Consider the following 15,218-nt stretch of genomic DNA (forward strand, 5'->3'; position numbering starts at 1 on the left):
GACTGACGCCCCGATCTTCCTTGAGTACATCCAGCACCTGTACAGCGAGGGCATGAATCTCATCACGATTGATGAGAACGGCAACCCGCAGGAAGGCAGCGAAGCCGGACGCCGGAAGGTGGGTGAGTACGATGGCGGCGGCGCCTTCGCGGGCCTGGGGTCGAAGACCGATCCCCTGGCCACGCCGCAACCCGTCGGCAGCGGCAACAACCCGACAGCGACCGGCGGAGGGATGGGCGCGCTGGTAAGCGGTGGCGGCAGCAGCGGCGGGTCTGGCGGAGGTGGCGGAGTCGTCGTGACGGATACGACCCCCTCGGTTCCGAAGGCGGATGACACAAAACCAAGTCTTTGATCGTAAAGCTTGCTACTTCAGCACATTATAGCAATCGGCGGGTTTTGCAAAACAGCGCATTTCCATACAAAACATAGCAAAAATGCTCCGTAATTCGGCATTTCTCCGTAGTCTTCCGTAGTGCTTTTAGCATCGAACTTGTGCCAGCAAATGACGGCGTTGGACGTCTCGATTCCGACTGTAACGGCGCCTGAAAACAGCTTCAAAAAACTGTCGAAATCGGCGATCAAACTGCACCGTTTTCGAGTGCATGGCGCGGTACAAACAAACTGCAATACCGCTCCAGATTACACATTTACGACGATAGCCGAATGTCACTGATTTTTCACCCCCTGCTGGCACTGATCGCTTCCGTTACCGATCGCGAACTCGCACGGTATGTCGAGTTTCTGAAGGAAGAGAACAAGATCCTGCGAAGCCGAGTTCCGGGACAGATCCACACAAAGCCGCACGAACGTGATCGTCTGCTGAAACTCGGCAAGCCACTCGGTCGTGCCATTGAAGAATTGTTAACCATCGTCAGTCCGTCGACGTTCTACCGTTGGCTACGGGATGCTGGTCAGACGAAGAAACGGAATACGTCGGCCAGCAGCGGACGACGCAAACCCAGAGAGATCCGAGACTTGGTGATTCAAATCGCGAAGTCAACCTCGTTCGGCTACACACGCATCCTTGGTGAACTTCGCAAGCTCGGTATCAAGAAGATAAGTCGTCAGACGGTGAGAAACATCCTGAAGGAAGAAGGCATTCAGCCTGGGCCCAATCGAACAACAGACTCTTGGCAGAACTTCATTGATCGACATGCGAAGACACTGTGGGCAGTCGACTTCTTCAGCGTGAAGACTGTGACCAAGAAGGGACTTCAGGAACTGTACGTTATGGTTTGGTTATGCATGACCACAAGGGAATTGATCGTCTCGGAATCCACTGCCCACCCGAACTCAGCATGGGTCGCTGAGCAAACTGACGCATTCTTGGAGCAGACAACATCGCGGGATGAGAAGCCAGCGATTGTCATGCATGATCGAGACACGAAGTTCACGAGGGAGTTTTTGGATAAGCTGAAGTCAAAGGGCGTGCAGCACAACGCGTTACCGAAAGCATCGCCAAACCTGAATGGACGATGCGAGCGTGTCATCTTTACGCTCAAACATGAGTGCCTGAAGAAGTTCATTATCTTTGGAAAGCGACATCTGGATCACCTGATGAGGGAGTTCACAGCCTATTACAACACCCACAGATCGCATACCGAACGTGACCATTTACCGCCGTTGGCGGCTGTGCCCGATGAGGTTCTGACTGTTGACCGTGACGAGATCGTCGTCAGATCGTACGTCGGCGGGCTAGTGAGGTCGTTTGAGCGGAAGGTGGCGTGAGCTCGGAGAGCATTTTCTGCATTCTGGAGTCCATGTGTATGCAGCATTGTTCTTTCGGAGCTGCGCATCTCCAGAATTCAGGCAAAATCACGCTCAGAAAGTGACCATCTCTGCTTCGTGAGGAAACGCTGTTTGGGATTGCACTGTGAAACATCCAGAAAAAGTTGCAGCTCCAGATACAGGAATAACTTGACTGCGGTTACTTCATTTGGACCGCGCGAGAGCTTCTATATTCCTTCATCACAGCAAATCAATAAGCCTCGACGCAAGCATCGGATCGAACGCGGAAATTTCGACTGGTTTTATTGAGCGATTATGGCTTCCACTTCACGGCGAAGGATTTGTGCTTCGAGCCAGTTGTGCATGTGAAACCCGTCTGGCTTGGTTGTGCTCTGATCCAGCCAATGATTGACTTTGCCAAGCCACATCCGCGCGGCATCCTCTTGCCCCAAGCTTAGGTTCGCCCGCGAAAGCCATCCCCACGTGACGATGCAGTCCTCTGGGTGCGAGTTGGATCGAAGACTCTCTTCCAGAACGGCGATGGCCTCCCGATACTTTTCTTGTCGACAAAGTAATGCTCCTCGTTGCGTCAGCGACCAAAAGGTATCGGCGTGCAGGTCCAGTTCTGGCATCCCCAGTTCTGCGGCCCGTGCCAATTCTTGATCTGCTCCTCTCACGAGTGTGCATGCTCGGGCGACTAGAAATCGACGTAAATTGTTTTTCTCACAGCGCTCAAGCATCTCCTTGCAGACCTCGCGATAACCCGGGGCATCGTCTGCTAGAACGCGAACCGCAGCATACTCAAACCACATTTCAGTATTGATCGCGAAGTTTCCAGCGATGGCTTTTGCATAGGACTCGTCTGCAATTTGCCACATCTGCTTTGAGGCTGCAGACCGGGCGCGGCACAGGTGAAGCACGGCTACCGTTCCGTCGTGCTCCGTAATTGGAATGCCTGCCGACAAGGCATCGCGCTCCGCAGCGATCGCCTCATCCCAGCGTTCAGATGCTGCGAGTGCGCCAATGAGAATCTGCCAACTCTGCGGATATTCCGGTCGGAGCGAAATGGCTCTGCGAAGCGAAACAATTGCCGCGTCTGCGTTCGCGTTTGCGAGCTGCGCGTATGCCATCTGAGCCCAGGCGACAAAATGCGACGGCTTCAGGGCAACCGCCGCTCGAAAGTACTGGATCGCTTCGGCGTTCTTATTCTGACGTGAGAGAACATGACCGAGCTCGAGGTTGACCCAGAAGTCCGAGGGATCGCGAAGTTGAGCCTCTCGCAAGATCTCGATCGCGGTCTGATTGTGATTCAGAGAACTGAGCAGAAATCCGACCATGACCATTTGGTGGCTCGGTGGAGGTGGTTCGGCGGTCGAAGCATCTTTGACAAGTCGCTGGAGATTGGGGAGATCCTTCCAGGTAGCGGAGTCCCGAAAGCGGTCTTGCCAGGGGCTCGGCGCTGCAGTGCGTCCCACGGCCAGAAGCCTTCGAAGTTTGGAGTCATTCACATTAAATTTTTCAGCGAAAGCCGCATAGTCCAAAGCCATCAGGAGTTCTTCGCGAAGGGGGGACTCACTGACACGCATGGCGGCTGTTTCCACTCCCACATCATTTCCAATTCCAATGCGCTCAAAGACTTTTGCGTAGGCATCGCTGGCAGGTTCGTAGTTGTACCCCACGTCGCTGGGCTCAGGTAAACTCTGGCGGATGCGATCGAGTTCTTCGGCAATCTTGAACTCCTCCTCCGCCTCAGCCAGACGAACATCGAGTTCGGGGGAATCCGCATCACTCAGCCTTGTTTGAGCCGTGCTGAGTAGTCCTGCTGCATCAGACCATTGACGGCTTTTCACAAACTGTGAGAGTAACGGCAACGCTGATTCAATGGATGCACGCGCAGCCTCTCGTCGGACAACCGCTTCGGTCTGGCGTGCATTTTCCACTCGCTGCAGCCAGATGCCTCCGGTAACGGCTCCGGTCATCGCGAGTACGGAAACAGCGATGGCGATTGTTGTGGAAGGACGGCGCAAGCACCACTTGCAGATTTGCTCGATGATACCTGCCGGTCGAGCCAGAATCGGCTCGCCTTGAATGAATCGTTCCAGGTCGTCAGCAAGATCCTCCGCAGTTTCGTAACGTCGCAATGGGTCTTTTTGAAGGCACTTCAGACAAATCGTTTCCAGATCGCGCGGGACTCGGGAATTCAGCCGCGTGGGTGGAACGGGCTCCTCGTCAATGACTTGTCGACGGGTCTCCGCAGACGTTTCGGCCGTGAACGGCGGACGCCCGGTGAGCAGCTCATAAAGGATAGCTCCCAAGGAGTAGATGTCGACCGCGGGCTGGATGGCATTGGATTTGCCGGCGGCTTGCTCGGGCGCCATGTAGCTGGGAGTGCCAGCCTGTCGTAGATTCGTCAAAATTGTGGAGTCACTTTCAACTTTTCTCGACAGGCTAAAGTCTCCAATCTTGGGGGTCTCATCGAAGTTGAGAAGAATATTTCCAGGCTTCAGGTCGCGGTGAACGATCCCGGCGAGATGCGCCGCATGGACCGCGCTGGCGAGCACCCTGACTAGCTCCGCCGCCTCTTTTGCTACTCGTGGTTTCCCCTGGAGTGTCTTTGCAAGATCACCTCCTTCGAGAAGTTCCATCGCGTAGTAAGGAAAGCCATCGTGCTCCGCGACGTCATACACCTGCACGATGTTCGGGTGACGCAATGACGCGACACTCTGAGCCTCTTGCAGCAGGCACTCCATGTCACTCCGAGAGGCGTACGCTCCAAGTAATACCATTTTGATCGCGACCAATCGGTTGAGCTTGAGGTGCCGAGCGCGGTACACGACCCCCATGCCGCCTGAACCAATGACATTTAAGACATCGTACCCGGCGATCTCAGGCACCCGATCGTCGTTTTGGAGACTTTCGACCGGCAAACGCCTAGTCGGGTTTCCGCGTTCGGTGTTTGTCGGAAACATTGCCTCCATCAGGGCACTGACCTCACGTATGCGGTTCAGCCGCTCAGAAAGCACTCGCTCAAGCTCCAAATCCCCACCGCTGACCTGCTCGGGGCGCATGTCCGTTTCAAGAATCTCTTCAAGCAACAGCCGAATCCGCGTTTCATCGCGAGGTAAGGCGCCGTCAGGAGACTCAAGAGGATGCTGCGATTCATCATTCATCGGTCTACAGTTTCTTGTCCTGATCTGGCGGACGGAGATCGCCAAGTTGCTCGCCGAGAATCAATAGGCAGCGGTTCAGGCGACGCTGCACGGTTTTGGCCGAGACTTGGAGCAATTCAGCAGCTTCAACGTGCGTCATGCCCTGGATTCTGATCAATTCGAACACTTCTCGCTCCGCTTCCGGGAGATTCTCGATGGCTTCTATCATCCTGATTGCATCAGATCCAAGAACGGATCCAGAGGTTTCAGGAGAGGGGGCAGCATCTTCGTGAAGTTCCAGTGCTTGTGCATGTTGATCTAAGCGTCGGGCCAGGTCATTGAGTTCCCATCGCATGTGGCGGTTCGCGAGCGCGAAGAACTGCCGAGGGGTCTCCGGGTGCACACTCCGCATCGCTTTCAGTAGTCGTTCCACGATGGCGCTGAGCATCTCCTCGGACTGGAGATTAATAGGGTAACGCATGAGGCGCGGATAACGGCGAACCAGCATTGTTGCACACAGCATGTGCAAGCGACTAGCCGACCGCGCGAGCAAAGCGCGCACAATCGGTTCCGATGGGGAATCACCGTCGAGTTCCCGCAGGTACTCCTGAACTGCGATCGTGGTGTTCTTCTTGTCCATACTGAGAATTATAAGCCTCGAGTTATCGGAGATAAAGCAACGTACTCGCGCTCAAACAGGTCGCTGTCCACGCGTCACGCTCAATACGGTTAGAAGGGGGCGAACGACCCCGCCAAGCTCACTCTCTCTCGAAGGATATCGCCCTCATGAACAAGACCGGATTAAAAGCACTTCTGACGCCCGAAGAAAGCGTTCTTCTGTTGATTGACCACCAACCTTTCCAGTTCGCAAATCTTCACAGTCACGAGCCCACGATGATCGTCAACAACGTCGTCGGGTTAGCCAAAGGAGCCAAAGTGTTCGGTGTGCCGACGGTGCTCACAACTGTGCTGGAGGAGCGAGGCGGTCTGCTTATCAAGGGGCTGCAAGAGGTATTCCCGGAACAGAAGCCGATCAATCGGACCTTCATCAACACTTGGGAAGATAATCGGGTCGTCGACATCATCAAAAAAACAGGGCGAAAGAAGCTGGTCGTGGCGGCCTTGTGGACGGAAATCTGTCTCGCGATGCCGGTAATCCAGGCGTTGGGGGACGGCTATGAGGTCTACTTCGTCACGGATGCTTCCGGAGGCGTCACTCCCGAGTCTCACGACATGGCGACTCGGCGAATGGTTCAAGCTGGCGCAATGCCGATCACCTGGCTAGCAGTTGTTTCCGAGTGGCAGCGTGACTGGGCACGTGAAGAAACCGCCGCTGGACTCTCCACTGTAATCCTCGAGCATGGTGGTGGTAGCGGAGTTGCCCTGGCATGGGAACTACAACTCTTGGTGAGCGGACAGCAAACGCAGAAGTGACTCAAGGGCTTTCAAAACTACGGGGATGCATTAGATCTCAGCTAATCATTACTGAGTTGTTAGAGGCGTAAAGTCCTGCGTCGTGTGAGGCGAACACGACGCGGGCGAACCCTGATGATCAATCTGACCCAGTGGACATCAAAATTCCAGTTGATCCAGAAAACCACTCAAACGAGCACAGTGGCTGTCCAATTGCATACCAATGATGAAAGGGACAAAAATGCCAAAAAATGATCCATTGGATCGTGACTCTCTTAACTATGACGGTTTGATGCGTGCAAACCTTGTCCGCGTGTTCGGCGAACGAGACCCGGACCAACGCCTGAGGGCGATTCGCGAGTTATACACCGAAGGCGCAGTGATCAACGAGCCGCACGCGTCCGCCAAGGGCCATGCGGCGATCAACGACGCCGTGTCTTCCCTGCTCAAAGGTTTGCCCCCAAACATCGTCTTCAGTCCGATCGGCCCGGCCATCGGCCATCACCGGGTCGGACGTTTGAAATGGCGTTCCGGTCTGATCGACGGTCCACCAATTGTCACTGGAATGGACATTGCCCATTTCGACGGGCACAGGATTCATTCACTCTTTGTGTTCCTTGACTCCGACAACGGGTGACATTTCATCAAAATAGAAAAGTGAGATATGTTCAATAAACACGCTAATCCGGCACCGCTCCGCATCGGATACTGCCTGTCGCTAACCGGTCCCATCGCCGGCAACAGTCGGTCAGCCCGGCTCGCTCACGAGATCTGGCGGCAGGACGTAAACCGCCGGGGCGGGCTTTTGGGGCGGCAAGTCGAGTTCGTATGTTACGACGACCGTGCCGACGCGGCACTTGTCCCAAGTCTTTATGAGCAACTGATGGATGAGGACAGGGTCGATCTTGTGATCGGTGGTTACGGGACTGGAAGCCTGGCACCAGCCCTGCCAATGATGATTGCCCGAAATCGATTCTTCGTTGGGCTGATGGGATTGGGAGTTAATAAGACTCTCAACTATCCCGGCTACTTCGCGATGATCCCCACTGGTCCGAATCCAGATCGTGCGCTCACCGAGGGTTTCTTCGAACTGGCATCTCTTCAGGATCCGAAGCTCGCCACAGTTGCTTTACTTGCGGCTGACGCCGAATTTTCACGCAATCCGATCATCGGGGCTAAGGAAAATGCTGAGGCGTATGGCTTTCAGATCGTCTTCGAGCGAGACTATCCGCTCTCCACCACCGACTTTGCACCGCTTCTCGACGAGATCGCCGCGGTCTCCCCCGACCTTTTGTTCATCTGCTCCTATCTCTCCGATTCAATCGCCATCGTCCGTTCGATGGACGCCTGGGAGTATCAGCCCAAGATGGTCGGCGCGTCCATGATCGGACCGCAGAACGCGTCGGTCAAAACGGCTCTCGGCCCACTGCTCAACGGATTCGTCAACTACGAGTATTGGTTGCCGACACCCGGAATGATGTTTCCTGGCGTCGCGGAACTCATGGAGAGATATCAGGCCGAAGCGGCATCAGCCGGAGTCGATCCGCTCGGCTACTACATGGTGCCGCAAGCCTACGCCCAATTGCAGGTGCTGGAGCAAGCGGTGACTGCGACGGGAGGATTGAACGACGCCGCGCTGATCGCCTACACGAGGAATGCCACTTTCGAGACCGTGTTGGGAGAGGTTAAGTTCGGCGAACACGGCGAGTGGGCGCACCCCAGGGTCCTCCAGGTCCAGTTTCAAAACATAGCGAGCCATGATTTGAGTGAATTCAAAACTCCAGGCAAACAAGTTGTCGTTGCCCCAAGTGAGTTTGCATCAGGGACTCTCATCTACCCTTACGCTCGGTAGAAGTGAACGGGATCAAAGGATTTCAAACCCATAACATGAAAGAGATATCAATGACAATGAGTGCCAGCCGACCGAAGTGATCAAAGAGTTTCTGGCGAGTACGGCAAACAAAAAGTTCGAGGCGACTACCCGACGGCTCGTCGCGGAGGACGCCACATACATCTCCTGAATTTCGACAACCCTGAACTGAAGCAAATATTGCCTTGGACGGGAACCTCCAAAGGTCCCCAAGCGTTCATTGATGCGTTCTCCCGGATTGCGAAATGGTGGACAATCGAGGACTTTACCGTTACCACCCTCTTCGGTGAGGGCGAGAATGTTGCAGTGTTCGGCAGGTTCACATACCGCTCGAACTCGCTGAGCAAGACGGTGACCTCACCGTTCTCAATCCACGCGAAGGTGCGCAACGGGACGATCATGTAATTTTTAGTTCATGGACGATACTTTCGCGACCGCTCGCACTTTCAGCCAGAAGGGGACTTGGACCATCAAAATCGCTCAGAACCGGCCGGAGTTCGAGGTATAATAGCAGCGGCGGCGTGTACCCGTGCTGAACCACCCCCTGAATGACCTCCCCCCCTTTCGCACAATCGAGATTGTGTTGAGGGGTACTGGAAGTGGTCTTCCCATCACCGACAGAAGAGCTCGATATGACCAAGCGTGACGCCGTGTTCCCCGCAGGTCGGCATGATCTCTATGCGATGCACAACTATTCGGCGGCGATCCGATCGGGTGATCTCCTGTTCGTCTCCGGCCAGGTCGGCAGTCGTGGCGATGGCTCGCCCGAACCAGACTTTGATGCTCAGGTCCGTCTGGCGTTCGCCAACCTCAAGGCGACTTTGCAAGCGGGCGGGTGCGGTGTCGACGACATCGTTGACATCACGACTTTCCATACCGATCCCGAGAGCCAGTTCGAGACGGTCATGAAGGTTAAAAACGAAGTCTTCCCTCAACCGCCCTTTCCGACCTGGACGGCGATCGGGGTCAACTGGCTCGCGGGGTTTGATTTTGAGATCAAGGTCATCGCCCGTATCCCAGCCGAGCTGCCATCTGATCGAAAGTGACTCCAGATGTCGCACGAGAACAAGGCCGTCCTCACGCGGGCGAACGCAGAGGTAGAGAAGGGTAACAACGAGGGCTTCCTCGCTTACTGTACCGAAGATGTGGTATGGGAGTTCGTCGGCGAGCAGACGCTTAAAGGGAAGGCGGCGGTGCGCCAATATATGAACGAGACATATATCGAGCCACCCAGGTTTACCGTCACTCGTTCGATCGCCGAGGGCGACTTCATCACGGTTCTGGGCGACATCAGCCTGAAAGGCAAGGACGGGCGAAGCGTTGATTACGCGTTTTGTGATGTCTGGCGCCTTCGCGACGGGAAACTGTCTGAATTGCGAGCGTTCGTTGTCGAGACGAAGAGGAAAGACTGAAAGCGGGAAAGTTTGTGTCCGGTGATCTAAGCGTTGGGTCAGGTCATTGAACTCCCAGTGCATGTGGCGGTTCGCGAGTGCAAAGAAGGACCCGGCGTCCGGACGAACCTGCAGAGTTGGTGGAGGTATTTCTGTGCTTCTGCCCTAGTGTGTTTCGTACTCATACGCAGGATTGCGCGACGAACACTCCCCGGACTGAATGCCCTTCGTCCAGCTTCAGATCCAGCGTTGTCCACCTGCCACGCTCAGTACAAGTGAGCGAGGTCGAGCGATCTCGCGAAACTCGCCGGCTCGAAGGAAGAGTCACGATGATCCGGACGAGACAACTTAACACAGAAACCTCTTCAACAAAGGAAATGATGATGTCACAGTTTAACAAGTGGATGATTGACCCGAACGACGCCGTCATGCTGCTGATCGACCACCAGAGCGGGTTGTTCCAACTGGTCAAGGACATCGAACTCCCCGTCCTGCGGTCCAACGTCATAGCCTTGGCAAAGGTGGCCCGTCTCGCCAAGGTCCCAACCATCACGACGGCATCAGTCCCGGACGGTCCCAACGGTCCGCTGATCCCCGAGATCCACGAGTGCAATTCGGAGGCCGTCTACATCCCGCGAACTGGCCAGATCAACGCCTGGGACAACCCGCCTTGGGTCAAGGCCATTGAGGAGACGGGGCGTAGAACGCTCCTCATCGCCGGCACGCTGACCAGCGTGTGCATGGCGTTTCCCGCGCTGAGCGCCCTTGTTGCCGGCTATAAGGTCTTCTGCATCATCGATGCTTCGGGAAACGGCTCTAAAATGGCCACCGACCTGACGATCGCCCGCATCGCCCAGGCCGGCGCGATGCCAATCGACACCTTCGCCGTGCTGGGCGAACTGATGAACACCTGGAACCGCCCCGACGCGATGGACTTCGCAGCGGTCATGGTCGAGCTCATGCCGCACTACAAGGCACTGATGGAGTGCTACGATAAGGCCCAGAGCGTACAACGCGACGGGCACGAGACCAAGCTGGACAAGTTCGAGGCCGGCCGTGCGAAGTAGTGATCGACGCTCGGAGCGGCGCTAGATGCCGAACCAGTCGCTGCATCTGACCGGGGCCGCATGTTCGCTTTTGGCATTCACTGTCTCTGAGCGTCCCCGGTTGGTATGCTCGATAGTTCATTGATTTACAGAAATGAGGGGTCACCATGAAAGCAATGGTCCTTAAGTCATTTGGCGGGCCGGAATCATTCGAGCTTTGTGACGTTCCCAAGCCCCAGCCGCTCGCGGGACAAGTTCTGGTCCGGGTCCATGCCACCTCGATCAATCCGCTGGATTATCAGGTCCGACGTGGCGATTATCCAGACCTCGTGCCACTGCCGGCGACTACCGGACACGATGTCTCTGGCGTTATTGAAGAAGTCGGGCCGGGTGTGACGAGCTTCTCGCCGGGCGACGAAGTCTGGTACACGCCGCAAATTTTTGATGGGCCTGGAAGTTATGCCGAGTACCACGTCGCAGCTGAAGGCATTGTGGGAAAGAAGCCCGCATCGTTGAGCCATCTTGAGGCGGCCAGCCTGACACTGGTTGGCGGGACAGTGTGGGAAGCGTTGACCGTCCGCGCGTCGCTCAGAGTGGGGGAAAGTATTCTGATCCACGGCGGAGCCGGTGGAGTCGGTCATGTCGCGATCCAGCTCGCCAAAGCCATCGGAGCGAAGGTGTTTACGACCGTACGCGAAGCAAGCTTTGAATTCGCGCGACGTTTGGGGGCCGATGTGGTCATCGACTATAAAAAAGAAGATTATGTCGACGTCATCATGCGGGAAACAGATGGACGAGGAATCGAAGTCGTGTTCGACACCATTGGCGGAGACACGTTATCACGCAGCCCAGACGCGCTCGCGCAACTTGGCCGCGTCGTCTCGATTGTGGATATTGCACAGCCTCAGAACCTCGTTCAGGCCTGGGGCAAGAACGCGAGTTATCACTTTGTTTTCACAAGACAAAACCGCGGCAAGCTTGATGAGTTAAGCACGCTGGTCGAGCGAGGTCAGATACGACCACACGTCGGCGCCGTCTACGCGCTCGCCGACATTCCCCTCGCCCATGCCCGGTTGGAGAGCCCCCATAACGGACTTCAAGGGAAGATCGCGATTGCCGTCGATCTCTCAGTTTTGACGGCGGATGACACAAAACCAAGTTGTTGATCTTAAAGCGTTTGTCTTCAGCACATTTTTCTCTGTGAGTTCGAGGTCATCGACGGCTTTGGTCATTTTCCCAACGATGTGGTCGAGATACTCGACATTGTTTTTAAGCCCTCCTAACTCTTTTTGTCCCGGATGATCCAAATCAGGAATCGGATCGTAAGGATCGTGAGTTAGATTCATGGAGTAGTATGCCAGAAACGGCCGGTCACGATTTCGCCGCATAAAGTCTACCAGGAAGTCACTGAACAGATCTGGCCCGTAGTCCTCGGCACTCGTCACCAGATGCTTCCCATTCTCGACGATCGACGGATGCCAGTAGCGGGCTGTTTTCCCGACTCCCGGCTTGCCTTCCCAACTTCCGGAATGCTGGACGCCTTCCGGAAGATTTTCCATAAAGGCCCACATTCGATACTCATCGAAGCCGCAGTCATGAATCAACGTGGGATGCTCACCAGTCAATTGCCATTTTCCAGCCATCGCGGTGGTATATCCACTTGATTTGGCAAGGTCTGCGAATGTCAGTTCAGAGTCACCGAGATTGTAGTTGGGATCAGCTAGCGTCGGTGAGCCCGGACGGCCGATGAGATTGTACCATCCCGTGCGAAAACTATATCGGCCTGTCATCACCATGACGCGCGTGGGAGAGCAAATCGGAGTGACGTACGCGGTCTTGAACATCGTACTTTGTTTGGCAAGGGTATCGATGTGGGGCGTCTTGTGGGCAGTATTTCCATAACAGCCGATTTCAGCAGCACCAATATCGTCAGCGAGCAGCACTAAAAAATTCATAGACCGCTGCTCTGATGCCATCAGATGCAGCGGAGTAACAATCATGATGGTCAGGAACGCACAAGCAACAAGATCAAGGTTCTTCAAAGCGTTACCCTGCATTAGGATGCGGTATTGACTGCACTGTCGAAGAATGCGATGTCAATGGTATCCACAGACAACGACGACTGATTTCCCGTCTTGAGACGTTTCCCTCAAGCGGCTAATGCTGCTTCGGCCCCGATCGTCCGACGACAACTTTTTCCCCAAGAGTTGTGGTATGATTGAATTGAAAGTGACGTGTTCAATTCCAATTATGTGAGCACATCGACCGACGCCTGGGCATTAGCGTTGGTCATACCGACATCGATCGCTCTATTCATCCGAAACCAGTGCAAAATCAACCGGGGACGAGTCTTTGTCGATCTCAATCAGTAGTTCGCTTTTGACGTTGTACTGATCCGGGATCAGCTCTCGACGCCCTTTTTTCAGCAGCGGATTTTTGGAATCAGGATTTGCTTCCAGATAAGTGCTGATATTGACACGGTGTTTTCCGGGAATGGCACCTCGAACCTGCTGTTTGAGCATCAGATCGTACTTGCCATAATCTTCCGTTTCCGCAAATGACGGACGTCCAGAGGGCTCACCTGATTTCTCATTGTTGGCTTCTTCGGAACGCTGTCGAGGGCCGCTCTGTCCATGTGGATGTTCCGCATCCGCTGACAGGGGAGACGGTTTCGATCGGTATCAATGGATTCGACGTTCAGATATTCACTTGGTTCGCCCTTGGCCAACTCGAAACAACACAGCCCGAGCAGGTAAGGAAGCGGTCGTCTATGTCACTGACCGTCTTCGAAACTCAATACAATGCTTGAGTGCGAAAGGCGAGTACTTGTCTCGACTAGAAGGCTTTGAGAAACCGTGTCACATCGACTTCTACAAAGACACGATGCTTGTCCCCGAGCTACAAGGCCGCGTCACCCTGCTCGACAACGATAATAAAATTCTCGCTTACTTAGGCGACGATCATGATCGCATAAATGCTGACACTCACCTTTCTATCCGACGTGACCCCAGCAAGTGGCTACCTGGCAAATTCATTCACCCACATGATGCGACCTTCGATCACGACGGCAATATCATCGTCAGTGAGTGGGTCGAGCCGGGCCGTATCACGATACTAAAAAAACTACGCTAAAACAAAAAACGCAACGAAAACATTCAAAGTGCCAGCATGACTGACATGAAGTCGAGCACTGTTGGAATCCGATCGGCTCAGCAACTGGCATCCATGTTACGATCTGGGAGGCTGCGGGACGCAGGGCAGGGGGTAAACGAAAACCACCTGTCAGCATTGGACGACGAAAGCCTGAGGAAATCCGCGACTTGGTGATTCCGATCGCGAAGTCGACTTTGTTCGGGGACACACGGATTTTGGGCGAGTTTCGAAAGCTTGGCATCAAAAAGATCTGCCGCCAGACTGTACGCAATCGCCAGATATGTCGAGTTCCTGAAGGAAGAGAACAAGATCCTGCGAAGCCGGGTTCCTGGTCAGATACACACAAAGCCTCACGAACGTGAGCGGCTGCTGAAGCTCGGTAAGCCGATGGGTCGCGCGATTCAAGAACTGTTGACCATCGTTAGCCCGTCGACGTTTTACCGTTAGCTACTGGATGCAGGACAGGGCAGTAAGCGAAAGACACCTACTAAAGGTGGTACGAGAAAGCCGAAGGAGATTCGCGGGCTGGTGATTCAGATCGCGAAGTCGACATCATTTGGCTATACGCGAATTCTGGGTGAACTTCGCAAGCTCGGCATCAAGAAGATCAGTCGCTATACGGTCCGCAACATCTTGAAGGAAAAAGGCATCCCACCAGGCCCGAATCGAACCTCAGATTCCTGGCAAAACTTCATCGACCGACATGCGAAGAGGTTGTGGGCAGTAGACTTCTTCAGCGTGAAGACGGTCACAAAGAAGGGACTTCAGGAACTGTATGTCATGGTGTGGTTGTGCATGACCACTCGGGAACTCATCGTCTCGCCCTGCACGGCTCATCCAAACTCAGCTTGGGTGGCGGAGCAGACAGAATCATTCCTAAATTAGACAACTTCCCGGGATGAGAAACCAGCCATCGTCATGCACGATCGAGACACGAAGTTTACGCAGGAGTTCATCGGTAAACTGAAGTCAAAAGGTGTGCAGCACAACGACTTGCCAAAAGCGTCACCGAATCTGAATGGACGCTGTGAGCGTGTCATCTTCACGTTGAAAGATGAGTGTTTGAAGAAATTAATCATCTTCGGAAAAGGACATCTGGATCACCTGATGACGGAGTTTACGCAGTATTACAACACTCTTCGGTCACACACGGAACGGGATCACGTACCAGCACCTGAAGAATTTCTGACAGTCGATCTTGATGAGGTTGTGGTCAGATCATACGTGGGTGGGCGGGTAAAGTCATTTGAACGGAAGGCTGCGTAGTCCTTTTTGAGATATCCGAAAATCTAAAAGGTAGTTCGACCTTGAGTGAGTGCGGAGTCGTGATTGAAGATTGCTGAAATTTAAAGCAGCGAGTTGACTGTTTTAGCATCTTCGGAATGCGCGGACCGGACGCTGCACTTGGAAAAGTGCGAGATCCGAAGCAACTTGTTGTTCCGTGCTACCTTGACCAGAGTCACATCAT

General features: G+C 54.4%; 17 protein-coding genes. 13 read left to right on the top strand and 4 right to left on the bottom strand.

The annotated features are described in order from the left end of the window. The first annotated feature begins 52 nt into the window (after positions 1-52). Both SH248x_RS01410 and SH248x_RS01415 read left to right on the top strand, forming a co-directional pair. On the top strand, positions 53-352 hold the full coding sequence (locus SH248x_RS01410) for a hypothetical protein (protein ID WP_459556727.1): 300 nt from the start codon (positions 53-55) through the stop codon (positions 350-352). Between the two features lie 311 nt (positions 353-663). After that, positions 664-1,728, top strand: a complete 1,065-nt coding sequence (locus SH248x_RS01415; protein ID WP_459556728.1) for an integrase core domain-containing protein — start codon at positions 664-666, stop codon at positions 1,726-1,728. Between the two features lie 302 nt (positions 1,729-2,030). On the opposite strand, the gene SH248x_RS01420 is transcribed toward SH248x_RS01415, so the two are convergent. Continuing rightward, a complete protein-coding gene (locus SH248x_RS01420; RefSeq protein WP_459556729.1) occupies positions 2,031-4,898 on the bottom strand; it encodes a protein kinase domain-containing protein in 2,868 nt (955 codons plus the stop codon). A 4-nt stretch (positions 4,899-4,902) separates the two neighbouring features. Beyond that, complete coding sequence (locus SH248x_RS01425) at positions 4,903-5,517, bottom strand: RNA polymerase sigma factor (protein WP_459556730.1); 615 nt, start codon at positions 5,515-5,517, stop codon at positions 4,903-4,905. A 146-nt stretch (positions 5,518-5,663) separates the two neighbouring features. Between SH248x_RS01425 and SH248x_RS01430 the strand changes: the two genes are divergently transcribed. From SH248x_RS01430 to SH248x_RS01465, 8 genes are all read left to right on the top strand, one after another. After that, positions 5,664-6,311, top strand: coding sequence for a hydrolase (locus tag SH248x_RS01430; RefSeq protein ID WP_459556731.1), 648 nt, complete (start codon positions 5,664-5,666; stop codon positions 6,309-6,311). A 220-nt stretch (positions 6,312-6,531) separates the two neighbouring features. Then, the gene (locus SH248x_RS01435) at positions 6,532-6,927 is read left to right on the top strand and encodes a nuclear transport factor 2 family protein (RefSeq protein WP_459556732.1); all 396 of its coding nucleotides are present in this window, start codon (positions 6,532-6,534) and stop codon (positions 6,925-6,927) included. Between the two features lie 27 nt (positions 6,928-6,954). Continuing rightward, positions 6,955-8,142 (top strand): amino acid ABC transporter substrate-binding protein, encoded by a 1,188-nt coding sequence (locus tag SH248x_RS01440; protein WP_459556733.1) that lies wholly within the window; start codon positions 6,955-6,957, stop codon positions 8,140-8,142. 60 nt (positions 8,143-8,202) lie between these two features. After that, positions 8,203-8,565 carry a nuclear transport factor 2 family protein gene (locus tag SH248x_RS01445; RefSeq protein ID WP_459556734.1) on the top strand — a complete coding sequence of 121 codons (363 nt, stop codon included), beginning with the start codon at positions 8,203-8,205 and terminating at the stop codon, positions 8,563-8,565. Between the two features lie 227 nt (positions 8,566-8,792). Beyond that, the gene (locus SH248x_RS01450) at positions 8,793-9,206 is read left to right on the top strand and encodes a RidA family protein (RefSeq protein ID WP_459556735.1); all 414 of its coding nucleotides are present in this window, start codon (positions 8,793-8,795) and stop codon (positions 9,204-9,206) included. Positions 9,207-9,212: 6 nt separating this feature from the next. Further along, on the top strand, positions 9,213-9,572 hold the full coding sequence (locus tag SH248x_RS01455) for a nuclear transport factor 2 family protein (protein WP_459556736.1): 360 nt from the start codon (positions 9,213-9,215) through the stop codon (positions 9,570-9,572). A 362-nt stretch (positions 9,573-9,934) separates the two neighbouring features. Next, complete coding sequence (locus SH248x_RS01460; RefSeq protein ID WP_459558563.1) at positions 9,935-10,618, top strand: cysteine hydrolase family protein; 684 nt, start codon at positions 9,935-9,937, stop codon at positions 10,616-10,618. A 146-nt stretch (positions 10,619-10,764) separates the two neighbouring features. After that, positions 10,765-11,763: a zinc-dependent alcohol dehydrogenase family protein gene (locus SH248x_RS01465; protein WP_459556737.1), complete on the top strand. Its 999-nt coding sequence runs from the start codon at positions 10,765-10,767 to the stop codon at positions 11,761-11,763. Here the strand turns inward: SH248x_RS01465 and SH248x_RS01470 are convergent. After that, a complete protein-coding gene (locus tag SH248x_RS01470; RefSeq protein WP_459556738.1) occupies positions 11,725-12,639 on the bottom strand; it encodes a sulfatase-like hydrolase/transferase in 915 nt (304 codons plus the stop codon). The two genes, SH248x_RS01465 and SH248x_RS01470, sit on opposite strands and share 39 nt — an antisense overlap. A 267-nt stretch (positions 12,640-12,906) precedes the next feature. Beyond that, entirely contained in the window at positions 12,907-13,119 is a 213-nt protein-coding gene (locus SH248x_RS01475) for a hypothetical protein (RefSeq protein WP_459556739.1), read from the bottom strand. Between the two features lie 304 nt (positions 13,120-13,423). On the opposite strand from SH248x_RS01475, the gene SH248x_RS01480 reads away from it, so the two are divergent. The 3 genes from SH248x_RS01480 (at position 13,424) to SH248x_RS01490 (ending at position 15,016) form a co-directional block, all read left to right on the top strand. After that, positions 13,424-13,729 carry a hypothetical protein gene (locus SH248x_RS01480; protein WP_459556740.1) on the top strand — a complete coding sequence of 102 codons (306 nt, stop codon included), beginning with the start codon at positions 13,424-13,426 and terminating at the stop codon, positions 13,727-13,729. A gap of 549 nt (positions 13,730-14,278) precedes the next feature. Beyond that, entirely contained in the window at positions 14,279-14,635 is a 357-nt protein-coding gene (locus tag SH248x_RS01485; RefSeq protein WP_459556742.1) for a hypothetical protein, read from the top strand. A gap of 33 nt (positions 14,636-14,668) precedes the next feature. Continuing rightward, on the top strand, positions 14,669-15,016 hold the full coding sequence (locus SH248x_RS01490; protein WP_459556743.1) for an integrase core domain-containing protein: 348 nt from the start codon (positions 14,669-14,671) through the stop codon (positions 15,014-15,016). Positions 15,017-15,218 lie beyond the last annotated feature (202 nt).

The organism is Lacunimicrobium album, from assembly GCF_052161635.1.
GTDB lineage: Bacteria > Planctomycetota > Planctomycetia > Planctomycetales > Planctomycetaceae > SXPC01.